Origin of the sequence: Shewanella fodinae, from assembly GCF_014651955.1 — a bacterium.
Taxonomy (GTDB): Bacteria; Pseudomonadota; Gammaproteobacteria; order Enterobacterales; family Shewanellaceae; genus Shewanella; species Shewanella fodinae.
Genome location: NZ_BMXW01000002.1, coordinates 38928 through 61996 on the forward strand (window position 1 = coordinate 38928; position 23069 = coordinate 61996).

The following is a 23069-nucleotide window of genomic DNA, read 5'->3' on the forward strand; positions in this document are numbered from 1 at the left end:
TTTCAGTTTTTACTTAGCGGGAGAAATGGACGAGGCATGCATGCCTTTTGGACCTTTCTCAACCTCAAATTCAACTGGCTGGCCGGCTTTCAGTGTACGATAGCCATCCATATCAATGGTTGAATAGTGCGCGAATACGTCTTCACCACCTTCATCAGGGCAGATAAACCCGAATCCCTTGGCGTTGTTGAACCACTTAACAGTTCCGCTTGCCATACATCTACTTCCTTCTTATGTCTGCATCCAACTAAACTGTCGACACTGAACATGGCCGACTGTTCACCACTCGCTGTACAGGATGTAAGCAGTTACATTGGAAGTCAAGTGTTAAATTAACAAAAAATCAACACTACATTTGGCCAAAATTTAAACCAGACGTTACTGCATACGCTATTGTATTGATATCAGGGATTGAATGCTGCGATGTTAGGCCATATTTTGTCTGATAATGGGCTTAGACAACTTTGTCAGAAGCGCGTTATAGTGAGAGCGAGATCAAGTTTATTTTCCAGCATGTCGCTAACTCAACCAATTGGTGTGGGTCGAGGACAGAGGCTAATATTGAAGTATGAGCAAAAGTGGTCAAATTGAACAACTGGAGAGTGGCATTGAGCAGGAGCTGCAGCCACCACCAATGTATAAGGTCATTTTGAATAACGACGATTACACGCCTATGGATTTCGTCATAGAAGTTCTTCAGCTGTTTTTTGGTAAAAATGAACAGGAGGCCACCAACCTGATGTTGATGGTACACCATCAAGGTAAAGCAGTCTGTGGGCTGTATCCGTTCGGGATTGCTGAGACCAAAGTGGTTCAGGTAAATCAGTTTGCCAGGCAAAACCAACATCCGTTACTGTGTTCGTTAGAGAAAGCGTAAATAAGCTATCACTGTGGTTAGGGGGTGCGTATGCTGAACAAAGATTTAGAAGTGACCTTGAACCTGGCGTTTCAGCAGGCCAGGGATGCCCGGCATGAATATATGACGGTTGAGCATCTGTTGTTGGCACTTATCGATAACCCCGCAGCCCGGGATGCGTTGTTGGCCTGTGGTGCCAATATCGACAAGTTAAGAGAGGACGTCGCAGCATTTATCGCTCAGACAACGCCAGTGATCACTGATCTAGGCGATGATCGGGAGACACAACCAACGCTCGGATTTCAGCGGGTGTTGCAGCGTGCTGTATTTCATGTGCAGTCCTCCGGACGCAATGAAGTCACGGGTGCCAATGTGTTGGTGGCGATATTTAGTGAGCAGGAATCGCAGGCGGTTTATCTGCTGCGACGCTGTGATGTCACTCGCTTAGATGTGGTGAACTATCTCTCGCATGGCGTTGCTAAAAATGAAGATAGCAATAACAACCCTGCTCAAGAGAATGTTGAAGAACAGAGTGAAAATGCTGAAGAGCGCAGCATGTTGTCGCAATTTGCTAGCAATCTGAATGAGTTGGCGTTGCAAGGCAAAATTGATCCGCTGATTGGGCGTGATAATGAAATTGAACGTTCGATTCAGATCCTGTGCCGTCGACGTAAAAATAATCCATTGCTGGTCGGTGAAGCGGGTGTTGGTAAAACGGCGATAGCTGAAGGCTTGGCCTATCGGATAGTGAATAACGCTGTACCTGAAATTATCAAAGATGCTACCGTCTATTCACTGGACATGGGCGCATTGCTGGCGGGTACTAAGTATCGTGGCGATTTTGAAAAGCGCTTTAAGAGTCTACTCAAGGAACTGACTTCCGATCACAACGCTATCCTATTCATTGATGAAATCCATACGATTATCGGTGCTGGCGCGGCTTCTGGTGGTGTAATGGATGCGTCTAATCTATTGAAACCGCTGTTATCATCCGGCAGTCTGCGCTGTATGGGATCAACTACCTTCCAGGAATACCAAAGTATTTTTGAAAAGGATCGGGCATTAGCCCGGCGTTTTCAGAAGGTGGATATTGTCGAGCCGAGCGTGGCTGAAACCACCAAAATTCTTGAGGGTTTGAAGTCCCGTTACGAACAGCATCACAATGTACGTTATACCCATGCAGCGTTGGCCAGTGCTGCTAGATTGTCTGACCGCCATATCAATGATCGACATTTGCCTGATAAGGCGATTGATGTCATTGATGAAGCGGGCGCGCGCATGGCCATGATGCCGCAAAGTCGCCGTAAAAAGACAATTGGTGAGCCAGAAATTGAAGCCGTCATCGCCAAAATGGCGCGTATTCCAGAAAAATCAGTCTCATCTACCGAGAAAGAGATGCTGAAAAATCTTGAGCGCAACCTCAAAATGGTGGTGTTTGGTCAAGATAAAGCGATTGAAAGCTTGAGTGCGTCGATTCGTCTGGCGCGCAGTGGTCTAGGTAATGACAACCGCCCCGTGGGCAGTTTCTTGTTTGCCGGCCCAACGGGTGTTGGTAAAACCGAGGTGACTAACCAGTTAGCACAATGTCTTGGTTTGCAGTTGGTACGTTTTGACATGTCGGAATACATGGAAAGTCATACCGTATCGCGTCTTATCGGGGCACCTCCAGGATATGTGGGGTTTGATCAGGGCGGCTTGTTAACCGATGCGGTTATTAAAAACCCGCATTGCGTGGTGTTATTGGATGAAATCGAAAAGGCACACCCAGATATCTATAACTTGTTGCTGCAGGTGATGGACCACGGCACGCTGACCGATAACAACGGCCGCAAAGCAGATTTCCGCCATGTAACATTGGTCATGACTACCAATGCCGGGGTTCAGGAAACTGTACGTAAATCTATCGGCTTCAAGCAACAGGATCATAGCTCAGATGCAATGTCTGAAATCAATCGTATTTTTTCACCAGAGTTCCGTAACCGTTTGGATGCCATTATTTGGTTCAACAGTTTGGATATGACCATTATTGCCAAGGTGGTGGATAAATTCTTGGTAGAACTGCAGGCGCAGTTGGACCAGAAGGGCGTTACCTTGGAAGTCAGTGACGAAGCCAGAACCCTGTTGGCGGAGAAAGGCTACGATAAGTCGATGGGGGCCAGGCCAATGGCTCGGGTTGTCAAGGACCTGCTTAAACGGCCATTGGCTGACGAGATCCTGTTTGGCAAACTGGAGGCGGGTGGTATTGCCCGTGTTGATGTCAAAGACGGTGAACTCGATATTCAGATAGAGACGCTAGAAAAAGTCTCCTAACGTTTACTAACTCAACGCAAATGGCTGCAATAGGCAGCCATTTTTTATGCAGAAAATCCGGTACATCAGGCAATCGCAGGGTAATACCCGCCATAAACACTTATAGCAGTGCTAAAGTGCCAGGTTGTCGATGAAGAAGATGATTAGCGTGCGCGGAATACGATGCGGCCTTTGCTCAGATCGTATGGAGTCAATTGAACTGTAACTTTGTCACCAGTCAGAATTCGGATGTAGTTTTTACGCATTTTGCCGGAGATATGAGCAGTCACCACGTGACCATTTTCCAATTCCACCCGGAACATCGTATTTGGCAAGGTTTCCAAAATGGTACCTTGCATCTCAATACTGTCTTCTTTCGCCATTAATAAATTGTCCTGTTAGCCTGGTAGGTAAAAAACCGCCGTATCATGCCGCAAATTACCGAGTGTGTAAAGGGTTGGCGTCTGGACAATCATTTTTTTGCCAGCCGAGTTCGGTCAAAATTTCATAAGGGCGGTACAATCGCTTATAGCCCATCTTCGGATGGTTATCTATCTGATATCCCATATAAAGATACTGCTTCCCCCAGAGTTTCCCTAATTGACACTGATGGAGGATCATTAAGGCTCCAAGGGAACGCTTTTCCATTTCGGGTTCAAAATAACTGTAAACCGCCGATAGGCTGTCGGGCAGAATATCGGTCACTGCAACACCAACTAGCTGTTTATCAAGGTAGAGCTCAATAAAGTGCGCTGTTATCCACTGGCATTGCAGAAAATGTTGATATTGTTCCGGCGTTGGAGGATACATACTGCCGTCATGATGCCGCGCCCGAATGTAACGATCATACAGGGCATAATGTACTGGACTGTAGCTATTGGTTACGCGGACTTCAATATCGCGGTTATGTGCCAGTGTGCGTTTCTGACGTTTAGATGGAGTAAAATCAGTTAACGGTATTCGCAGCGACTGACAGGCATCGCAATTAGGACAACGTGGCCGATACACGGCATCACCACTGCGACGAAATCCCATTGCCAACAGCCTTTCATAAAGTGGCAACTGCAATAGTTCTTGCTTGATGACCAGTAATTGTTCTTGGCGCTCGGCAAAGTAACTGCAACTGAACTCAGGGGTAATCCCCACGGCAACTGTTTGCGGATCAGAGTTCAAGATGTACCTCACTCGCACTCCAACTTCCTGGCATCGCTTCACCATCGCGATAACGATAAAGTAACGCTAAAAACTGTTTGCGCTCAATTGCTTTGGCTCCAAGAGATAACAGATAGGGATTCATTACCTGAGCATCGATCAGTTTGTAACCCTTTACCAGAGCATGTTGGTGCAAGGCGATAAACGCCGCCTTTGAGGCATTGGTTTCTCGGTGGAACATCGATTCACCACAAAATACCTGGCCCACATCCAGTCCATACAATCCGCCAATCAAGCGTTCACCTTGCCAGACTTCAAAGGAATGGGCGCGGCCAAGGCGATGTAGCTCTTGATAGGCTAAGCGAATTTCGCTGGTAATCCAGGTTCCATCTTGTCCAGGACGAGGCATGGCACAACCCGCAACGACATCGGCAAAAGCATGATTGATGGTGATACGCCATGCTTTTTTTCTCAGATACTTACGTAAACTTCTGGCAATATTTACACTGCCGGGGACAAAGATGGCACGGGGATCTGGTGACCACCAAAGAATGGGATCATGCTGGTTAAACCAAGGAAAAATACCTTCGTAATACGCATTCAATAATCGTTGTGGGTGTAAATCACCACCAATAGCGAGCAAACCATTGGGATCCTTCAGTGCCAGCTCCGGCGAAGGAAATGGATCCGTTATATGATTAATAAAAGACAGCGAGTTCACGATTGCGTATTATTGGTTAACGGGCTTACCTATTAAATTAGCGGAAATCCGGCTATGTGGAAAACATTATTCAGTGTATTTGTGTTATCTGTAGTGCTGATAGCTTCAGCACAAGCAGGTTATGATCGTAATCAGGCCGTACCTGTTGAAAAAGTGTTGTATGGTCAAGTGGAGTCGGTCCGGGATATCACTCAACAGCAGTTGGTGGAAGATAAAAACAGCGGCTGGCGTACTTTTGGCGGGGCTTTACTGGGTGGCGTTATTGGCAATCAATTTGGCAGTGGTCATGGTCGTGACATTACTACAGTATTAGGCGCAATTGTGGGTGCTGGCATTGGCAATAACAGTGGTCGTGGCAGCTATTATCGGCAGACACAGTTAATTGAGCTGATGATACGCCAAGAAGACAACACACAGGTGATGATCATTCAGGATAAGGATCCTGGCATGCTATTTAACCCCGGTGATGAAGTCCGGGTTGTCTACTTAAAAGGCAGCGTGCGTGTTGATAAAGCCATGTAAAAATAAAAGGCGTCTGTAGCGACGCCTTTTATTATTCAATATGGGTCTCAGAAACCACGGGGTAACTGGTTGCTTGGGTTAGCCGCCAGTTTCTCGCGCCAGATTTCTTTAGGTGTTTTCCCGCCGTTACTGGTCGCGGTTGTTACCTGCTTTGTCACGGATTTTGCTGGTGTTTTAGGACTTGATGCAGATTTTTTGGTGTCTGGTGTCAGCATCAGTTCTAATTCGCTGAAACGTAAAGACTTTCCACCATCAATTTTGTACCAACTGCCGCTTTGTTCAATGGTGACTTTTTTGCCTTCTTTGGCACTGAGCTGAGCTTCCAGCTGGCTGATTACCTCTTCTTTAGTCAGTGTTGTCATAGCGTTAATCCATATTATTTCTTTAGTGACTTTAGCTTGTAACTGTAATTTTATCGGGCAAATTCTGTAAATGTCCAATTTATGGGCGGAAATTGTTGGAATGATTGTGTTTTCCCCAATAACTGAGGCAATAGCAAAGGCTGCAGCCCGCATCCTTTACCTGTGTTACCATCAATAGCAGCAGTTCTTCGTACTGGACAATAATATGCAACGAGCAGAACTAGAAACATATCTACAAACATTTTTGCAGGTTGAGAAATTTCGGGATTACGCCCCCAATGGCCTGCAAGTGGAAGGCCGATCGCAGATAAAGCGAATTGTGACGGGCGTGACGGCTTGTCAGCCACTCATTGATGCTGCTATCTCCTGGCAGGCGGATGCGGTATTGGTACACCATGGCTTTTTCTGGAAAAGTGAACCGCAGGTACTGGTGGGTATGAAACAGCGGCGAATCAAGGCTTTGTTAGCGCACGATATTAATCTGTTCGCCTACCATTTACCGCTAGATGCACATCCAGATGTGGGCAATAACGTCATGTTGGCACATCAGTTGGGGTTACAGAAAACCCAACCGGTGAGTGATTTACCACAAGAGTTGCTGTGGCGAGGACAACTGTCACAAGAGATGTCTCCTGAAGGTCTTACTGAATGGATAACCAAGAGACTTGGACGGGCACCATTGCATTTGCCTGCCTCTAATACGGTTATTCGCGCTGTGGCTTGGTGTACCGGTGGCGCACAGGATTATATCGATCAGGCAAGTGCCCTTGGTGTTGATGCGTTTATCAGTGGTGAAGTCTCAGAACGGACATTTCATAGTGCCGCAGAGCAGGGCGTCCATTACTATGCAGCGGGGCATCACGCCACTGAACGCTATGGCATTCAGGCACTCGGAGAACACTTGGCGCGGCAGTTTGGCTTGGAACACAAATTTATTGATATTGATAATCCCGTTTAGGACGATATGTTTGAATGATCTAAGTTGAATAATAACAACTGAATAATGATAAAGGCCGCAGTCGCGGCCTTTTCAATAGATAACGCAAAGTGACTTACTTCACTCGCATTCCGGGTTGTGCGCCTGCATGCGGTTCTAAAATCCATAGATCCTTACCGCCAGGGCCCGCCGCCAGTACCATGCCTTCAGACATGCCAAACCGCATTTTGCGCGGAGCCAAATTTGCCACCATAACGGTAAGCTTACCCACCAGATCTTCTGGATTATAAGCGGATTTTATACCGGCAAATACTTGGCGAGTTTCACCGCCAATATCCAGTTGTAGCTTCAGCAACTTGTCTGCTTCGGGGACCAGCTCTGCTTGTTTAATCAAGGCAATCCGTAAATCGACTTTGGCAAAATCATCATAGGCAATTTCGGCGCCGATGGGATCTGCTGTCAATGGTGATGCTTCAGGCTGTGGCGCGGTTGCTGTGGTTTGCAGATTCTCCTTGGAGGCTTCGACCATCGCTTGCACTTTATCCATTTCTACGCGTTGCATCATAGGTTTAAATGGATTGATAACATGCCCGGCAAGATCCTGACTTAAACCGTCCCAAGTGAGCTCCAACGCCAAGAATGCTTCCACATCGCTCGCTAGTCGTGGCAGCACCGGTTTCAGGTAAGTGCTGAGAATACGGAACAGATTGATGGCGTTTGAACACACTTCATGAGCGCGAGTCAAAGTTTCATCGGCTTTCACCAGTTGCCAAGGTGCCTCGTCGGCGACATAGGCATTTGCCAGATCCGCCAGCGCCATAATTTCGCGGATCGCCTTGCTGTACTCCCGATTTTCATACAACTCAGCAATCACTTCGGCTTTTGCAAGGAAGGTATTTTGCAGTGACTTATCGCTAACGGCGGCCAGCTTGCCATCAAAGCGCTTAGTGATAAAACCTGCGGTGCGGCTAGCCAAGTTGACTAGCTTGCCGACCAAATCTGAGTTCACCCGGCTGACAAAATCTTCTAGGTTGAGGTCAAGATCGTCAATGCCATTAGAGAGTTTCGCGGCGTAGTAATAACGCAGGTATTCAGGATCTAGATGTTCCAGGTATGTACGTGCTTTGATGAAGGTCCCTTTGGACTTGGACATCTTGGCACCATTCACTGTCACATAACCGTGGGTGAATACGCTGTTTGGCTGCCGATAACCACTGCCATAAAGCATCGCCGGCCAGAACAAACTGTGGAAGTAGACGATGTCTTTGCCGATGAAATGATACACTTCCGCGCTGGAGTCTTGGCCCCAGAACTCATTAAAATCCAACTCTGGACGCTTGTTGCAGAGGTTTTTAAATGAACCCATATAGCCGATAGGCGCATCCAACCACACGTAGAAATATTTACCGGGTGCATCGGGAATTTCAAAGCCGAAATAAGGCGCATCGCGGCTGATATCCCACTGCTGCAACCCTTGTTCAAACCACTCATTCAGCTTGTTGGCGATCTCGGTTTGCAACGAGCCAGAACGGGTCCAACTCTTCAACATCTCCTCAAAGGCGGGCAAATCGAAAAAGAAATGCTCGGATTCCTTCAGTACCGGGGTTGCGCCAGACACGGCAGAACGCGGATTAATCAGCTCTGTCGGACTATAGGTCGCACCGCAGTTGTCGCAGTTATCGCCATATTGGCCTTCCGCTTTACACTTCGGACAAGTGCCCTTAACAAAACGGTCAGGCAGAAACATCTGCTTCTCTGGGTCATAAAGTTGGCTAATAGTGCGCTGCTTGATGTAACCGTTGGCGCGCAGTTTTAGGTAGATTTCATTAGCAATTTCATGATTTTCCGGGCTATGAGTGCTGTGATAGTTGTCATAGCGGATATTAAATCCGGCAAAATCCGCCTGATGCTCTTGGCTTACTTCCGCAATCATCTGTTCCGGTGTCATGCCCATCTGCTGAGCTTTGAGCATGATGGGAGTGCCATGCGCATCATCGGCGCAAATGTAATAGCACTCATGACCACGCAGTTTTTGAAAGCGTGACCAGATATCGGTCTGAATATGCTCCAGCATATGCCCCAAATGGATGGAACCGTTGGCGTAAGGTAAAGCACTGGTAACGAGGATCTTGCGTTTAGAATCTGACATCTTGTTTCTAATCTGCTTAAATAGCCATGAAAATAATGGCCTAGATACTAACCGATCCCTCGGCTATTTTCATCATGGTGTGAGCTGGATGAAGTAAATCTATTCCAAATCAGCAGATAATTTCTGGTACACTTGGTCAACTTTATCTGAAGGGGATTATATTTTGTCTTCTGCATCTCAGGACTATCGTCTTAGTGACGCGCTTCTTGGTCCAGTACTCGCCACACTTAATGCTTATCAGGATCCTTATCTTAAACAAGGACTGGTCGATGCCGGTTGTGTTACCAAACTGGCAATGAACGGTACGCAACTGCAGCTCGGAATGGTTTATCCCTATCCTTGTGAAACCCAATATCGTGACACTGTCATGGCGCTCACTCAGGCGTTAGCTAAAATTGACGGTATTGATGAAGTCGAAGCCGAGATGGACTTTAAAGTGAAGTCTTACTCTGCGACGGGCAATATTCCGCCTATCCCGAATGTGAAACAAGTGATTGCGGTGGCTTCTGGTAAGGGCGGCGTGGGTAAGTCTACCACTGCGGTGAACTTGGCACTGGCGTTGGCGGCAGAAGGTGCCAACGTAGGCATTCTGGATGCTGATATTTACGGTCCATCAGTCCCCATGATGTTAGGTGTTACTGATTTTCGGCCGTTGTCTCCCGATGGTAAGTATATGACCTGTGCCAATGCTCATGGCATCAGCGCTCAGAGTATCGGATTTCTGCTGACGGATGATCAAGCGGCGGTTTGGCGTGGTCCAATGGCAGCGGGTGCCCTGTTGCAATTGGTGAATGAGTCTTTGTGGCAAGATCTAGATTATCTGGTTATCGATTTGCCACCAGGCACCGGTGATATCCAACTGACATTGTCACAGAAAGTGCCAGTGAGTGGTGCCGTGATTGTGACTACTCCGCAAGATATTGCCTTGGCTGATGCGCAAAAGGGCATCTCCATGTTTGAAAAGGTCAATATTCCGGTGCTTGGTGTAGTGGAAAACATGAGTTTCTACCTGTGCCCAGAGTGTGGTCATAAAGAATATCCGTTTGGCAGTGACGGTGGCGCTCGTATTGCTCAGCGTTACAACGTGCCGTTGTTGGGGGCGCTGCCACTGAACGGCAATATTCGGGAAAATATGGACCAAGGTGTTCCGACCGTTGTGGCCGATGCTGACGGCGAAGTGGCCGCTATCTATCGCGATATCGCGCGTAAAGTGGCAGCCTCGTTAGCATTGCAACAGCAACAAAGTACGGTTTCTATTGCGATTTCTGAGGAAGAATAAAGCAGAATGAGCGCGGCCCATAGTGTAATAATTGGCATTGCCGGAGCTTCCGCCTCCGGCAAAAGCCTGATTGCCAGAACCATCTACGAGGAGTTGTGCCGAGATCTCGGCACCAACGAAATTGGGGTGATCAGTGAAGACAGCTACTATCGCGATCAGAGCCATTTGCCGATGGAACAGCGGGTGCTGACCAACTATGACCATCCCAAGGCGTTAGATCATCAGTTGCTGGCGCGCCATCTGGAAAATCTCAAAGATGGCAAGCCGGTTGAAATTCCCTGTTACAGTTATGTGGAACACACCCGCACTGGTGAGTCATTGCTGATGACACCGAAAAAGGTCATTATTCTTGAAGGTATTCTGTTGCTGACCGACCCCAAATTGCGAGATCTGATGGATGCGAGTGTCTTTATGGATACGCCGTTGGATATCTGCTTGATCCGCCGTTTGCGCCGGGATGTAGAAGAGCGAGGGCGTACCATGGAATCGGTGCTGACGCAGTATCAAAATACGGTGCGCCCCATGTACCTACAATTTATCGAACCATCCAAGCAATACGCCGATATCATCGTGCCTCGTGGCGGTAAAAACCGTATTGCCACTGATATTCTGAAAACGCGTATTCAGCACCTACTTTCGAGATAGTACGACCCAGGAGAACAGGGCCCAATGAGATTAACCGACATCGAAATTGAACAATGCCTTGATGATGGCAGTATCGTAATTGAGCCGCGGCCTGCCAGTGACGCTATTAGCGGCGTCAGTGTGGATGTCCGTTTGGGGCATCAATTTCGGGTGTTTAAAGATCACACTGCGCCCTATATCGATTTGTCAGGTCCGAAAGCTGAAGTCCAGTCTGCATTGGACAACGTGATGAGCGATCAGATAGACATTGCCGATGGTCAAGCATTTTTCCTGCATCCTGGGGAGTTGGCGTTAGCCGTTACCTATGAAAGTGTGCAATTGCCGGCGGATATTGTGGGATGGCTTGATGGCCGCTCATCGTTAGCACGACTTGGGTTGATGGTGCATGTCACCGCGCACCGCATTGATCCAGGCTGGAAAGGTAAAATAGTGCTGGAGTTTTTTAACAGCGGTAAATTGCCGCTGGCTTTACGGCCGATGATGACCATTGGCGCGTTGAATTTCGACAAACTTAATCATCCGGTTGCTAAACCTTATAATTCGCGTAAAAACGCCAAGTATAAAGATCAACAAGATGCGGTTGCCAGCCGCATTAGTCAGGATTGATTAGCGCTGATGGCGACGGTGTGGGTCAACGGTGAGGCTACTGAAAAAATCAGTGTCTATGACCGGGCGTTCACCTATGGCGATGGACTGTTTGCTACGATGGCTGTGGACGTCGCGGGGAAAATACAGTTTTTGTCTTGCCACCTGCAGCGGTTGCAGCAGGGTGCTGCTCGGCTGGGGTTTCACTGGCACCCTTCAGAATTGTTATTGTCACTGCTGGCTGAAACCGCCAGTCGCTGTCCTTCGCATTGTTTGAAACTGCAACTGAGCCGCGGTAATGGTGGACGTGGTTATATGCCGCCAGCTGAGCCACAAGTTACCGAGGTTTTGAGTGTCAGTGCGCTGCCAGCACACTATAGCAAGTGGCGACAGCAAGGGATCAAACTGCAAACTTCCGCGGTGACACTGGCGAAGCAACCCTTACTTGCCGGTATCAAGCATTTGAATCGCCTCGAACAGGTGCTGATAAAAAGCTATCCGTTGCCCGCAGGAATTGATGATTGGCTGGTGTATGACACTGAGGCTAATCTGCTTGAAACTTCCATGGCGAATCTATTCTTAATCACAAACAATGCCCGCGGCGGCTGGCAGGCATTAACGCCGGCGATTAATTATGCCGGCGTGTCGGGTGTGATGCGCCAGCAGGTGATAATGGCATTGCTGGCAATGAACATTGATGTGCAGGTACAAGCTGTCCGCCGCGATTGCTTAAGTCGCGTATCGCATCTGTTTATCAGCAACAGTCTATGCGGTGTAGTGGATATCATTGGCGTGGACAGCTATCGTTATCAACCTTGGTCATTGAGTTCTCAGTTGAGGCAGCATCTCGCCATTCAGTTATGAAAAAATGGATCCTGATTACCGCTGCAACTTTTTTGACATTGCTGACATTACTGTTGGCTGTTGGCCTTTGGGCTTACCAGCAGACGCAAGTGTTCGGTCGCACGGCCTTAGCGCTGGAGTCTCCGCAAGAGTTGCAACTGGGGCACGGTACCTCTTTTCATCGGTTAGGGCAGGAATTGCAACAGCGCGGCTGGCTACAGTATGACTGGCGTTGGAAAATGTTGGGAAAGTTACAGCCGCAATTGACGGCTATTCGTTCTGGGTTGTACGAGGTTTTACCTCAGGATACGCCGGATTCGTTACTGCAAAAGCTGGTAGCCGGTGACGAAAAGCGATTTACCCTGACGCTGGTCGAAGGTAAAACGATTAGTGAATGGCGGCAATATCTGCAGCAATTACCGCATTTGCAACAGTCACCGCAACCATTTTTGCAGGTATTGCAGCAGCAAGGTGATGATTCCGCCAAAGCTGAAGGAAAATTTTTTCCAGATACTTACCAATATCGAGCGGGTACCGAACTGACGACGCTGCTCACCCAGAGCTATCATAAAATGCAGCAAGAGCTACAGGCCGTCTGGGACGAGCGCGACCAAGATTTGCCGCTGGAATCGCCCTATGAGCTACTGATTCTGGCATCCATCATAGAAAAGGAAACTGGCAAGGCAGAAGAGCGGCGATTGATTTCAGCCGTATTTATCAATCGCCTGCGTAAAGGTATGCGCTTGCAAACAGATCCCACTGTGATTTATGGAATGGGGGACGCCTTTAATGGCAATATCACCCGCAAGGATCTGCTACAGGAAACGCCATTCAACACCTACCGCATTCATGGTTTGCCACCAACGCCCATAGCGGCACCGGGGCGTGAATCATTAATGGCGGCGGCGCATCCTGAGGCAGTGAATTATCTTTATTTTGTATCGCGCAACGATGGTTCGCATGTCTTTTCGGCAACACTGGCGGAACACAATCGAGCGGTAGACCGTTATCAGAGAAGAAAGAAATAATGCAGGTTACGCTGAAAAATCCGGGCAAATTTATTGTCATCGAAGGGCTTGAAGGAGCGGGTAAGTCAAGCGCAATAGCCTTAGTACGCGATTTTATTAGTCAGTTGACGGGCCGGGAACCCGTGTGTACCCGTGAGCCGGGTGGCACCCCTCTGGCGGAAAAAATCCGTACGTTGGTTAAAACCACAGATGCCAGTGATCCATTATGTGATGAAGCGGAATGTTTGCTGATGTATGCCGCCAGAGCACAGTTAGTCGCCAATGTCATTAAACCCGCTTTAGCTCGGGGAGAATGGGTACTTGGCGATCGCCACAATCTTTCTTCCCTAGCTTATCAAGGGGGCGGTCGCGGCTTAATGTCATTGGTGCAGACCATCAGCGCAGCTACTCTTGGCGATTTTAAACCACAATTGACGCTTTATCTGGATATTCCACCGGCGCTCGGAATGGCTCGCGCTGCTAGTCGTGGCGAACTTGATCGTATCGAGCAGCAAGAACTGGATTTCTTTGAACGTGCACGCGCTACTTATCTTTCATTGGCGGCGGCCGATAATACCATTGTGGTGATCGACGCCAGTCAGCCGCTGCCACAGGTGCATCATGATATTGTGGCAACGCTTGAGCAACGGTTGGGGAGTTAGTGATGTCCGCCAATCTGCCATGGTTGCACGATGCCCAACAGCAGTTCGCCGCACAGCGGCGGCAAGGGATGCTACCACATGCCATGTTACTGCCGTTAGCGGAAGCTGATGGCGGTGTGGCACTTGGGCAATATATGGCGGCACTGGCTTTATGTAACGCTCCGTTAGCCGATGAACCCTGTGGTCACTGTAAAAGTTGCCAATTAGTCAATGCTGGCAATCATCCTGATTTCCACCTGTTGCAGGCGGATGGAAATCAGATCAAGGTTGAACAGGTGCGGGGCTTATGTCAGTCGTTGATGAATACTGCACAACAGGGTGGCTTCCGGGTGGCATTGATATTGCGGTGCGAACGGATGACTGTAGCAGCGGCTAATGCCTTATTGAAAACGCTGGAAGAACCGGGAGCAGCAACATTGTTGGTGTTGCAGAGTGACAGACCAGCAGCCTTATTACCAACGGTTGTCAGCCGTTGCCAGCAAGTGAAGGTGGCACGGCCATCAGCAGTACAACTTAACCAATGGCTGCATTCGCAATATCCGCAACTTAATGAAGATCTGGCCTGGTGTTTGCCTATTGCGGGGGGCGCACTGCAACTGGCCCAATATGTAGCGGATGGCTATGCGGCTGAACTGAAAAAGTTGAAAACTGCCTGGCAGAAAAGCCTTGAGAGTGGTCATCTGAGTCAAAAGCTCAGTAACTTGTCTGCAGAGCAACTGTTTGACGCACTTAAACTGTTATATCAGGTGCTACAGGATGAAATGCACGCAGGACTACTTGACCCATTACAGCAGTCACAAGTCGCACAACTGGCGGCGAGGGTAATGCGAGATAATCAGCAACTGATGTTAATGGCGAATGTCAATTATCTGGCGCTATGCCAAAGTTATGTCTTAGAATACAAGAGACTGAAAAAATAAAAGTATCCTATGGTTGATCTGATCGTAAATTTTGACACCCTGCATCAGCTGTACCGTGCTTACATGCCGTTTATTCAGCCAGCAGGGTTATTTGTCACGACGACTGAAAGCCATTTCCTGGGGCAGGAGATGCGTATTGGCTATCGTTTGCCGGGAGCAACTGGTATTAACGAATTTCAGGGCGTGGTGGTTTGGATCAATCCCTTGGGAGCCTCCGGTGGCCGTCCCGCTGGCATCGGGGTAAAAATTCTTTCAGAGGCTCAGGAACATAAACAACGTATTGAGAACCTGCTGTCCCGTGAATTGGCCTCGGGCGATTTGACCTGCACTATGTAGCGGGATATTCTTGCTTCCCTTTTTGTAACTCCTTATGGGACTGATTGTGTTAGTAGATTCCCATTGTCATCTTGATCGTCTAAAAGCCGCGCCGGATCAGGATTCTCTTGCGCAAATCATTGCCGGCGCCAAAATGCGGGGCGTGGACTGGTTTCTCTGTGTCAATGTCAGGCAACAGGACTTTATCTCCATGCGAGATCGAATGGCTGCCTACCCACAAGTATTTCTATCTGCCGGGGTGCATCCATTGGATGTGGCTGCCGGATTGTCGATTGCGCAATTGCAGCAGCATGCACAGGATCCTCGGGTCGTCGCCATCGGCGAAACGGGGTTGGATTATTTTTATGCGCCGGAAAGCAAAGCGGCGCAGTTACAATGTTTTGAGCAACAGGTTGCGGTTGCAACTGAAGTCGGTAAACCCCTGATCATCCATACTCGTGACGCGCAAGATGATACGTTGGCTGTTTTGCGTAATGGACATGCGGAAAAATGTGGCGGGGTGTTGCACTGCTTCACCGAATCTTTGGAAATGGCACAAGCGGCAATGGCGTTAGGTTTTTATATCTCTGTTTCTGGTATTGTGACTTTTCGTAATGCCGATGCACTGCGTAGCGTCATTAAACAAATTCCTAAGGAACGACTGCTGGTTGAGACCGATTCTCCCTATCTGGCACCCGTTCCGCATCGTGGCAAGGAAAATCAACCAGCGTATGTCCGCGATGTAGCGCAATTTGTTGCCGATTTACGCGGCGAACCCCTAAGCGAACTGGCGGCCTATACCACGGATAATTTCTTTCGATTGTTCCGCGATGCAGCACTGTTAGCTGAGCGTAATTAAGAAAAAAAGAGGCCCAAAACTATTCCGATTGTTTTGGGCCCAGGGGAATGGCTCATTAAGAGCCGTGCGCTTAAGTTGAGATATGACAGGATTGCGATCTCTGGTTGAATTTTAGACTATCATGTTAAAGCCACAGTAAAATGCTGTGGCTTTATTAGTTTATTTAGTAATAAGTAATGCCAAAAACGAATAAATAAGCCTCGCCACTTTATTACGTACTACTGATATTGTCCCGAACCAGAACTCTTGGCAGTTGATTTTTCAGCTTGTTACCTAGGTGTTTGGCTAGACCTAACACTTGCTGTTGCCATAGCAGGACTCGTTCTCCCTGAGCCTTTGTTGTGGTCGCTAGGGTGATATCGCGTCCCATCATATATTGTTCCGCTTGTGCAGCATCTACCGTAATTGCCAGTGTGGCGTCGATATCAAGCGCCATCACTGCTTCGTGCTGCAGTTTGATCCCATGTTTTTCTAGGGTTGCGATTTTAACGCCGATGCGTTGGAAGCGTACCTGTCCGATCAGCGTGACAAAACCTTCAGGAAACAGCCAGAACTCGCCATCTCGGACCCAAAGCCGTTCTTTGGGAAGCATTACGCCAATGATGTTCGCTACTTCATCACTGAGTTGCTGATATTGTTTGTGAGTTATGGGCTCAAAAGGAAAATTCTGCTGTAGTTTCGGCGGTTCTTGTCGGCGAGAAATAGACGCTGTTTTACGTATCCTTGCGACAAAAAAGCCCTCACTATCATATACCTGTGGCCAGACATGTAGAAAGCCTTCATCTGTGGCTGTGCGCTCGGCACCCTCGAATAAATTTGCCAGCGATTCAAACACAACCACGTCGGTAAAAGTTTGTTTGAGGTGGTGACAGACTTTCTGGTTTTCGGTGCTATTAAGCGTACAGGTAGAGTAAACCAATACTCCCCCCGGCTTTAGTGCTAGAAACGCAGACTCAATGAGATCGCGTTGTGTGGCGGCAATGCTCTGAATTTCGTCTGCATCCCAATTTTTCAGTGCTAGTGCATCTTTACGGATGGTGCCTTCACCACTGCAGGGGGCATCCAGCAAAATTGCGTCAAACGTTTCATATAAAAACTCACCAAAGATCCTGGCGTCAAAATGTGTCAAGGCCGTGTTACTGACCCCCATGCGCAGGATATTGGCATGTAAGGCTTTAATGCGGCTGGAGGAATATTCATTGCTGACAAGCAAACCGCGATTATGCATCATGGCGGCAATCTGAGTAGTCTTTGAGCCGGGCGCAGACGCCATGTCTAATACCGTTGCCATCGCAGTGTCATAGTGTAAAGCCATTGGTGGCAACATGGAACTGGCTTCCTGCAGGTAGAATAGTCCTTGCAGGTGTTCCACGGTATTGCCGGGTTGTACTGGCTCCGGCACGGTAAACCAAAAACCATCGGGACACCAAGGAATAGGTTCAAACTGCCAGCCTTTGCTCTGCATCCGTGCGAGGAAACTGTCACTATCGATTTTGAGAGTATTGACTCGCAGTGAAGGGCGCAGCGGTTTATCGCAGGAGGCAATAAAATCTTGCAACGATAGCGTTGGTGGTAATTCTTGCGCGATACAGTTGATAAAATTCTGATTTAATTGAACCATAACACTTAAAGCGGTTTTCTTTTCGGCGCGGCATTATAGCATGCAGTGCGGCTAAAATTGGGGTGGATTTGTGTTGAATCGGGTCTGGAGCCTGTTTTTGTGGTAGCGCTGCTGGCTATTGTGCTGCAGTGCCTTACAGGTCACACTGCAGTGGTTAGCGAAGCCGTTACCGCCATGTTCGACAGCGCCAGTCTGGCGGCCCAGATTGCACTGGGCTTGATCGGCGTGTTGACCTTGTGGATGGGGCTGATGCGGGTTGGCGAAAAAGCAGGTGTGGTGACGGCGATTGCCTGGGTAGTGGAACCGTTATTGCATAAGTTGATGCCGGAAGTTCCCAAAGGCCATCCAGCGTTTGGCAGTGTGACCATGAATCTTACCGCCAACATGTTGGGACTGGATAATGCCGCGACGCCGCTGGGATTGAAAGCGATGCAGGATCTGCAAAGCCTCAACTCAGATAAGCAGACTGCCAGCAATGCTCAAATCCTGTTTTTGGTGCTCAATACCTCCTCGGTTACCTTGGTACCTGTGACGGTGTTTCTTTACCGGGCCCAACAAGGTGCTGCTGCACCAGCAGAGATTTTTTTGCCCATTTTACTGGCGACTTTAGGCTCTACGCTGGCGGGGTTGTTGATGGTGGCCTTGGTGCAGCGCTTACCGTTATGGAACCTTACTGTTGCAGCCTACGGTGTGGTTATTTTAGGGACGGTTTCCGCTGCAGTAGGGTGGTTGTTACATCAAAGTGCTGAGACTATTGGCGCGGTTTCCACCACGGTTGGTAATGGCGTGTTGTTGTCCTTGGTGTTTCTGTTTGTGTTGGTTGCCAGTATCCGCAAAGTTGCCGTATATGACGAATTTATTGAAGGCGCCAAATCGGGTTTTGAACAGGCAATTCGGCTGATCCCCTTTCTGCTGGCGATGTTATTGGTAATTGCGTTGCTGCGAGCATCTGGGGCGCTAGATTACTTGCTGCATGTTATCGCCTCGATAGTGCAGTGGTTGGGTTTTGATAGCCGTTTTGTTGATGCTTTACCGACAGCGTTGATGAAGCCGTTCAGCGGTTCAGGGGCGCGAGCCATGATGCTGGAAACCATGTCACATTACGGTGTCGATTCCTTTGCCGGCCGTTTGGCCGCGATATTCCAAGGAAGCACTGAAACAACTTTTTATGTTTTAGCGGTTTATTTCGGTTCCGTAGGGATCCGTCATGGTCGGCATGCCTTGGCTTGTGGTCTGTTTGCGGATTTTTCCGGCATTATCAGCGCCGTTGCGGTGTGTTATTGGTTTTATGGTTAAAATAGAGCAGAGGCATCCATGATGCCTCTGCCTGATAAACTATTCACTTAGTTGTGGTCGCCATTGCAGCCAGTCAGCATCGGCTTTACCGTACACCGGTAAGGTTTGACTGGCATTGAGCGGCGCTGCCTGTTGGTTATTCAACTCAGTTACCACGCCAATACCACCTGCCAGAATGGTTTCCAGTGACCCTGTTTCTATCTGAGCGCCTGAAAACAGTCCCAAATCCACTTTGATGCCAGAAAGGTCGTAAAAACGACTGCTCTGATTCAGTAAATGGCGATAACGCGCTGCAATACTGGCATTGAGCAATACTTCGTCGCCATTATCTTTAAGTCGATAATCAATTATTTGGCCTATCTGAATGCCACGGAAGAAAATACCCGTGCCATTTTTCACCGACCCGAGCGTATTACGACTTAGCAAAAGATGCAGTGCATCTTTTGCCATGTAATCATCGGTTAACCTAGGCACGGTGAATTGAGTGCTGTTATCGCTGGCATTGCCTGGAGTTGCCGCAATGAACGCGCCGGTCAGTAATGCTTCAGGATGCTCCACCCCTTTTAATGTTACCTGTGCCTGTTGCAGCTGGTACTGGCTATCCCGTTTGAGAAATGGCGCGGCATATTTGCCATAAAGATAGGCCTTGGCATCCAGATGCTTTAAATCGGCATTCAGCACCACCTGGGTAACTTCACCAATCTGGGTGCCCTGATAACGGATTGCTGCGCCAGTTCTTAGTGAACTATCAGCCGGTAATAGGAGGCTGATGGCTTGTGCTTGACTGCGTGCCAACGATTCTGAGTGGTATAGCCGTTGGCTATCGACTTTATGGCCATCTAGCTTGGCCAAGGCAATGCTGCCTTTTAGGACGCCGTTAAGGGGCGCCATTTGCAATTTCACGCCGGTGAGGCTGGCATCTACCGCCAAAGCCGGATTTTGCCAAAACACAATGTTATTTTTCAGAAGTGGGGCAAACGTGCTGTCAATTGCCAATGTGACAGCAAACCGGTCTGCGGTTGCCTGCCAGTCCACGTCGGTCACTGTGCCAACCTGCATCTTTTTGTAGTACACCGGGGAGCCCGTTGTCACAGATGCTGCATCGTCACTGTACAGCGTCCACTTGATCTTATGTCCCTGCTGGTAAAAGGCATCGGCTTTGCTTGCGGAAGCGAATAGGGCGATCGGTTTAGCGGTATTTAGCGCTTTTTTATTCAGGCTATGACGCAAACTCACCACACCTTTGGTCAGCGTAGTGAGATCGCCGCTTTTAACTTCAACCCCGTCCAGAGACGCTTTAATGTCCAGTGGTGCTTCGGCAATGAAATCACTACCTGCAGTAAGTAGTGCCTTAAATTCTGGAAAAATTTCTGCCTGATATAACACCGCAGAAAAATCGTCCGCCAGCCTAACTTGGGCAATTTTGCCAATACTGACCTGACGGTAGCGAATGTCAGCGCCGCTGCTGATCCCAGGGTTTTCGGCTGCCGTTAAGGTAAGCATTATGGGTGTTTCATGCTCCAGCCTAGGGGCTGTATTTGCTAGAGGATATTGCGCTAACGGACTACCGTTGCCGGGCAAAAACTGAATTACATCGCCGCTCACCAGCCTACCAGCATGTTTAAATCCATTTAACGAAATATCCGCGCCTTCACGCCAGAATTTAGCATCGCTACCGAGGAGTTCGGCATAGGGTGCATCCAGTCGGGTGTGAATGGATACCGATTGAGACTCTGCTACGACATTTTCTACTTCACCGATCGTGACACCGCGATATATCACATCCGTTCCACGTTTAATGCCATCCGCATCTTTTGCAGTAAGTACAAAACGCACGCCGCCATTGGCTTCCTGCTGGCTGGCATACAATTTGTAGCCTTGGTTAGCTTCTGCTGCAGGTGAAGAAACTGGAGAACTGAAGTTAATCCCTCCAGCAATCAATGAGGCGAGACTGGCGGTATTCACTTTGATGCCGGAGAGCGAAGCATCAATCTGTACCCCGGATACATTCCAGAAGTGTGAGTCTTTGCGCACTAAAGTCGCATATTGTTTCTCAATGTAAGCTTTCAATAACACCTTGTGTTGTGGGTCAAGGCGGTAGCTGACGACTTCGCCAACGGGAATTTGCCGATAAAACACTGGTGAGCCTACATCTAGTGAGCCTAATTTTTCAGCACTGAGTTCGATGACCAAACCATCGCTTCCAGGTAACACAGGCGGGGCTTCTTGCTCTGCCTCAAAATGGTCACGAAAATCACCGTCACCGGGTAACAGCCCGATGTAGTTACCGGAAAACAGCGCATCTAGGCCTTCCACCCCGGTAATGCTGGCTTTGGGAGTTACTAACCAAAACTTGCTGTTTGCCCGTAGTAACGGCTCGGCGCGGTAGTCCATCAATAAGTCAACATTCACGCCCTTGAGTTCATCGTCAATGGATACATCCACAACCTTGCCGACATTAAGCCCTTGATAACGAACTAATGTTTTACCCACATCTATCCCAGTGGCACTCGGGAAATGAATTCGGACATCTATGCCTGATTCTCGAATACTTTTGACTCCGAGCCATGCTCCCAGCGCTAGGGCGACTATTGGTAATAGCCACACCGGGGAGAATAATTTCTTACGCACCACTTTGGGTTGTTCAATTTGCGTCATCTTGCTGTTCCAACTGATCCCATAGCAGACGAGTGTCCAGCACTTTGGCTGACACCTGGGTAAACAAAATCACCAGTGCAAATGCCGTTGCTGCTGGTGCCGGCTTGGCATCCAGCAACTGGCCCATATTCACCAGTGCCACCGTAAGCGAAATAACAAACAGATCAAGCATCGACCAGCGGCCGATCCATTCGATCAAGTGAAATCCCAGCATCAGTTTCTTCTTGGAAAATTTTAGATTGAAACTGATTGCTGACAAATAGATACCCAGACCGATAATCTTCAGCCAAGGCACGAGAATACTTGCCGTAAACACAATAACAGCTATGGGTAACATATCGGAATGCACTAGGCGCAGGATCCCAGAGAAAATGGTGTCGTGAGTCACACGACCACTCTTCGTCAACGTTGTAATGGGGTATAGATTGGCGGGGACCAACAAAATAGCGGCTGTAATCAACAGTGCCCAACTACGTTGCAAGCTGTTGTAATCACGCAACTGCAGTTTAGCGCCACACCGAAGACAACAGCTTTCAGTAGTGTTATTAATCTGACCACAATCGTCGCAGCGACACAGCCCCAGATCCTTGCCCTGTACACTGTTATTCGCCTTCATTGAGGTAACTCCACATATGCTCCAGCTTGTATTCTCTTAGCATAAACAGCACTACCAAGAACAACATAGTAAAGCAGAAGGTGCCCATTCCGAAATAGACATCGGCGAAATCAGACAGTTGGAACGAGGTTACCAGAAAACTGATGACATAAATTTCCAGCATGGACATCTGTGACAACAGTTGATGATAACGCAGTAACAGCACAAAGAATTTTCGGCCACTATTAAAACGGTAGAGCCGATTCTTGATGATCACCATTTGAGCCAGCACTGAGCTGATGAGTAACCCCGGGCCGACAACAGCCCCTATAAGTACCGCCAGTGCTACAACCCAATAGCCTTGTTCGGCCACCGCCAGCGCGCCCTGCCACACTGTGGTAGTCCGAACGCTACCGATAAAATGCATTTCTAATACCGGCAGTAGCATCGCCGGTATATACAGGATCAGCGCCGCAATACACATTGCTAGCACGCCATCAACTGCACAGTAAGGAGTGTCATATAGCGGTGTCTGACAACGGGGGCAAATGGCTCTCACACCCGAAGGCAGCGCGCGGCGACTAACGGCCAGATCGCAGGCACGGCATAAAATCACCGAACAATCAGGGCTCAGCCGTTCATCATTTGAGTCAGACAGAGAAGACATACTTCTCCGGGTATCTGTGCGCATAAAGTTAAGGTTATCGGTTGTCAGCACCAAGTTTACTGACGCGATGTTAGCAGATACTGCGAAGTTCTTGCATCTTCGAGCGTAAATATGTCACTCTAAATACTG

General features: G+C 48.6%; 23 protein-coding genes and 1 pseudogene. 14 read left to right on the forward strand and 10 right to left on the reverse strand.

Annotation, left to right across the window (positions count from 1 at the left end; genetic code table 11):
- Positions 1 to 9: 9 nt before the first annotated feature.
- Complete coding sequence (gene cspD, locus IE064_RS02350; RefSeq protein ID WP_133039094.1) at positions 10 to 216, reverse strand: cold shock domain-containing protein CspD; 207 nt, start codon at positions 214 to 216, stop codon at positions 10 to 12.
- Positions 217 to 568: 352 nt separating this feature from the next.
- Between cspD and clpS the strand changes: the two genes are divergently transcribed.
- Entirely contained in the window at positions 569 to 877 is a 309-nt protein-coding gene (clpS, locus tag IE064_RS02355) for an ATP-dependent Clp protease adapter ClpS (protein WP_133039095.1), read from the forward strand.
- 30 nt (positions 878 to 907) lie between these two features.
- The gene (clpA, locus tag IE064_RS02360; RefSeq protein WP_189616069.1) at positions 908 to 3166 is read left to right on the forward strand and encodes an ATP-dependent Clp protease ATP-binding subunit ClpA; all 2259 of its coding nucleotides are present in this window, start codon (positions 908 to 910) and stop codon (positions 3164 to 3166) included.
- A 143-nt stretch (positions 3167 to 3309) separates the two neighbouring features.
- On the opposite strand, the gene infA is transcribed toward clpA, so the two are convergent.
- Genes infA through aat form a run of 3 tightly spaced genes read right to left on the reverse strand, consistent with a single transcriptional unit; the run spans position 3310 to position 5018 of the window.
- The gene (gene infA / locus IE064_RS02365; protein ID WP_037439960.1) at positions 3310 to 3528 is read right to left on the reverse strand and encodes a translation initiation factor IF-1; all 219 of its coding nucleotides are present in this window, start codon (positions 3526 to 3528) and stop codon (positions 3310 to 3312) included.
- A 55-nt stretch (positions 3529 to 3583) separates the two neighbouring features.
- On the reverse strand, positions 3584 to 4363 hold the full coding sequence (locus IE064_RS02370) for an arginyltransferase (protein ID WP_189616071.1): 780 nt from the start codon (positions 4361 to 4363) through the stop codon (positions 3584 to 3586).
- The gene (gene aat / locus IE064_RS02375) at positions 4308 to 5018 is read right to left on the reverse strand and encodes a leucyl/phenylalanyl-tRNA--protein transferase (protein WP_189616073.1); all 711 of its coding nucleotides are present in this window, start codon (positions 5016 to 5018) and stop codon (positions 4308 to 4310) included. Before aat ends, IE064_RS02370 begins: the two co-directional genes overlap by 56 nt.
- Positions 5019 to 5072: 54 nt before the next feature.
- On the opposite strand from aat, the gene IE064_RS02380 reads away from it, so the two are divergent.
- Entirely contained in the window at positions 5073 to 5540 is a 468-nt protein-coding gene (locus IE064_RS02380; protein ID WP_189616075.1) for an outer membrane lipoprotein, read from the forward strand.
- Between the two features lie 47 nt (positions 5541 to 5587).
- Here IE064_RS02380 and IE064_RS02385 read toward each other — a convergent pair whose 3' ends face one another.
- On the reverse strand, positions 5588 to 5902 hold the full coding sequence (locus IE064_RS02385; RefSeq protein WP_189616077.1) for a hypothetical protein: 315 nt from the start codon (positions 5900 to 5902) through the stop codon (positions 5588 to 5590).
- A gap of 205 nt (positions 5903 to 6107) precedes the next feature.
- Here IE064_RS02385 and IE064_RS02390 point away from each other — a divergent pair, with 205 nt between their 5' ends.
- Positions 6108 to 6860, forward strand: a complete 753-nt coding sequence (locus tag IE064_RS02390; RefSeq protein ID WP_189616087.1) for a Nif3-like dinuclear metal center hexameric protein — start codon at positions 6108 to 6110, stop codon at positions 6858 to 6860.
- A 94-nt stretch (positions 6861 to 6954) separates the two neighbouring features.
- On the opposite strand, the gene metG is transcribed toward IE064_RS02390, so the two are convergent.
- A complete protein-coding gene (gene metG, locus IE064_RS02395; RefSeq protein ID WP_268244730.1) occupies positions 6955 to 9000 on the reverse strand; it encodes a methionine--tRNA ligase in 2046 nt (681 codons plus the stop codon).
- Between the two features lie 151 nt (positions 9001 to 9151).
- Between metG and apbC the strand changes: the two genes are divergently transcribed.
- From apbC to IE064_RS02440, 9 genes are read left to right on the forward strand one after another with little or no spacing between them, the layout of a single operon-like run.
- Complete coding sequence (apbC, locus tag IE064_RS02400) at positions 9152 to 10267, forward strand: iron-sulfur cluster carrier protein ApbC (RefSeq protein ID WP_189616098.1); 1116 nt, start codon at positions 9152 to 9154, stop codon at positions 10265 to 10267.
- A 6-nt stretch (positions 10268 to 10273) separates the two neighbouring features.
- The gene (udk, locus tag IE064_RS02405) at positions 10274 to 10912 is read left to right on the forward strand and encodes a uridine kinase (RefSeq protein WP_133039103.1); all 639 of its coding nucleotides are present in this window, start codon (positions 10274 to 10276) and stop codon (positions 10910 to 10912) included.
- A 24-nt stretch (positions 10913 to 10936) separates the two neighbouring features.
- The gene (gene dcd / locus IE064_RS02410) at positions 10937 to 11518 is read left to right on the forward strand and encodes a dCTP deaminase (RefSeq protein ID WP_189616101.1); all 582 of its coding nucleotides are present in this window, start codon (positions 10937 to 10939) and stop codon (positions 11516 to 11518) included.
- Positions 11519 to 11527: 9 nt separating this feature from the next.
- A complete protein-coding gene (gene pabC, locus IE064_RS02415; RefSeq protein WP_189616103.1) occupies positions 11528 to 12361 on the forward strand; it encodes an aminodeoxychorismate lyase in 834 nt (277 codons plus the stop codon).
- Positions 12358 to 13368: an endolytic transglycosylase MltG gene (mltG, locus tag IE064_RS02420; RefSeq protein WP_189616105.1), complete on the forward strand. Its 1011-nt coding sequence runs from the start codon at positions 12358 to 12360 to the stop codon at positions 13366 to 13368. Before pabC ends, mltG begins: the two co-directional genes overlap by 4 nt.
- On the forward strand, positions 13368 to 14009 hold the full coding sequence (tmk, locus tag IE064_RS02425) for a dTMP kinase (protein WP_189616106.1): 642 nt from the start codon (positions 13368 to 13370) through the stop codon (positions 14007 to 14009). The genes mltG and tmk overlap by 1 nt, the downstream gene beginning before the upstream one ends.
- A 2-nt stretch (positions 14010 to 14011) precedes the next feature.
- Positions 14012 to 14929 (forward strand): DNA polymerase III subunit delta', encoded by a 918-nt coding sequence (gene holB / locus IE064_RS02430; RefSeq protein WP_189616108.1) that lies wholly within the window; start codon positions 14012 to 14014, stop codon positions 14927 to 14929.
- Between the two features lie 9 nt (positions 14930 to 14938).
- Positions 14939 to 15265 (forward strand): PilZ domain-containing protein, encoded by a 327-nt coding sequence (locus IE064_RS02435; protein ID WP_189616113.1) that lies wholly within the window; start codon positions 14939 to 14941, stop codon positions 15263 to 15265.
- A 46-nt stretch (positions 15266 to 15311) separates the two neighbouring features.
- The gene (locus IE064_RS02440) at positions 15312 to 16103 is read left to right on the forward strand and encodes a TatD family hydrolase (protein ID WP_189616116.1); all 792 of its coding nucleotides are present in this window, start codon (positions 15312 to 15314) and stop codon (positions 16101 to 16103) included.
- A 211-nt stretch (positions 16104 to 16314) separates the two neighbouring features.
- Here IE064_RS02440 and rsmF read toward each other — a convergent pair whose 3' ends face one another.
- A complete protein-coding gene (gene rsmF / locus IE064_RS02445) occupies positions 16315 to 17724 on the reverse strand; it encodes a 16S rRNA (cytosine(1407)-C(5))-methyltransferase RsmF (protein ID WP_189616118.1) in 1410 nt (469 codons plus the stop codon).
- 70 nt (positions 17725 to 17794) lie between these two features.
- On the opposite strand from rsmF, the pseudogene IE064_RS02450 reads away from it, so the two are divergent.
- Positions 17795 to 19020: pseudogene (locus IE064_RS02450) on the forward strand (spore maturation protein).
- Between the two features lie 39 nt (positions 19021 to 19059).
- Here IE064_RS02450 and IE064_RS02455 read toward each other — a convergent pair.
- The 3 genes from IE064_RS02455 to IE064_RS02465 are packed head-to-tail and all read right to left on the reverse strand — an operon-like array spanning position 19060 to position 22940.
- The gene (locus IE064_RS02455; protein ID WP_189616120.1) at positions 19060 to 21678 is read right to left on the reverse strand and encodes an MlaD family protein; all 2619 of its coding nucleotides are present in this window, start codon (positions 21676 to 21678) and stop codon (positions 19060 to 19062) included.
- Complete coding sequence (locus IE064_RS02460) at positions 21665 to 22294, reverse strand: paraquat-inducible protein A (RefSeq protein WP_189616121.1); 630 nt, start codon at positions 22292 to 22294, stop codon at positions 21665 to 21667. The genes IE064_RS02455 and IE064_RS02460 overlap by 14 nt, the downstream gene beginning before the upstream one ends.
- Complete coding sequence (locus IE064_RS02465) at positions 22281 to 22940, reverse strand: paraquat-inducible protein A (protein WP_189616123.1); 660 nt, start codon at positions 22938 to 22940, stop codon at positions 22281 to 22283. Before IE064_RS02465 ends, IE064_RS02460 begins: the two co-directional genes overlap by 14 nt.
- Between the last annotated feature and the right edge of the window lie 129 nt (positions 22941 to 23069).

Coding starts and splice junctions, on each gene's coding strand:
- cspD (WP_133039094.1), bottom strand. CDS start 216: ATGGCAAGCGGAACTGTTAAGTGGTTCAACAACGCCAAGGGATTCGGG.
- clpS (WP_133039095.1), top strand. CDS start 569: ATGAGCAAAAGTGGTCAAATTGAACAACTGGAGAGTGGCATTGAGCAG.
- clpA (WP_189616069.1), top strand. CDS start 908: ATGCTGAACAAAGATTTAGAAGTGACCTTGAACCTGGCGTTTCAGCAG.
- infA (WP_037439960.1), bottom strand. CDS start 3,528: ATGGCGAAAGAAGACAGTATTGAGATGCAAGGTACCATTTTGGAAACC.
- IE064_RS02370 (WP_189616071.1), bottom strand. CDS start 4,363: ATGGTGAAGCGATGCCAGGAAGTTGGAGTGCGAGTGAGGTACATCTTG.
- IE064_RS02380 (WP_189616075.1), top strand. CDS start 5,073: ATGTGGAAAACATTATTCAGTGTATTTGTGTTATCTGTAGTGCTGATA.
- IE064_RS02385 (WP_189616077.1), bottom strand. CDS start 5,902: ATGACAACACTGACTAAAGAAGAGGTAATCAGCCAGCTGGAAGCTCAG.
- IE064_RS02390 (WP_189616087.1), top strand. CDS start 6,108: ATGCAACGAGCAGAACTAGAAACATATCTACAAACATTTTTGCAGGTT.
- udk (WP_133039103.1), top strand. CDS start 10,274: ATGAGCGCGGCCCATAGTGTAATAATTGGCATTGCCGGAGCTTCCGCC.
- dcd (WP_189616101.1), top strand. CDS start 10,937: ATGAGATTAACCGACATCGAAATTGAACAATGCCTTGATGATGGCAGT.
- pabC (WP_189616103.1), top strand. CDS start 11,528: ATGGCGACGGTGTGGGTCAACGGTGAGGCTACTGAAAAAATCAGTGTC.
- mltG (WP_189616105.1), top strand. CDS start 12,358: ATGAAAAAATGGATCCTGATTACCGCTGCAACTTTTTTGACATTGCTG.
- tmk (WP_189616106.1), top strand. CDS start 13,368: ATGCAGGTTACGCTGAAAAATCCGGGCAAATTTATTGTCATCGAAGGG.
- holB (WP_189616108.1), top strand. CDS start 14,012: ATGTCCGCCAATCTGCCATGGTTGCACGATGCCCAACAGCAGTTCGCC.
- IE064_RS02435 (WP_189616113.1), top strand. CDS start 14,939: ATGGTTGATCTGATCGTAAATTTTGACACCCTGCATCAGCTGTACCGT.
- rsmF (WP_189616118.1), bottom strand. CDS start 17,724: ATGGTTCAATTAAATCAGAATTTTATCAACTGTATCGCGCAAGAATTA.
- IE064_RS02455 (WP_189616120.1), bottom strand. CDS start 21,678: ATGACGCAAATTGAACAACCCAAAGTGGTGCGTAAGAAATTATTCTCC.
- IE064_RS02460 (WP_189616121.1), bottom strand. CDS start 22,294: ATGAAGGCGAATAACAGTGTACAGGGCAAGGATCTGGGGCTGTGTCGC.
- IE064_RS02465 (WP_189616123.1), bottom strand. CDS start 22,940: ATGTCTTCTCTGTCTGACTCAAATGATGAACGGCTGAGCCCTGATTGT.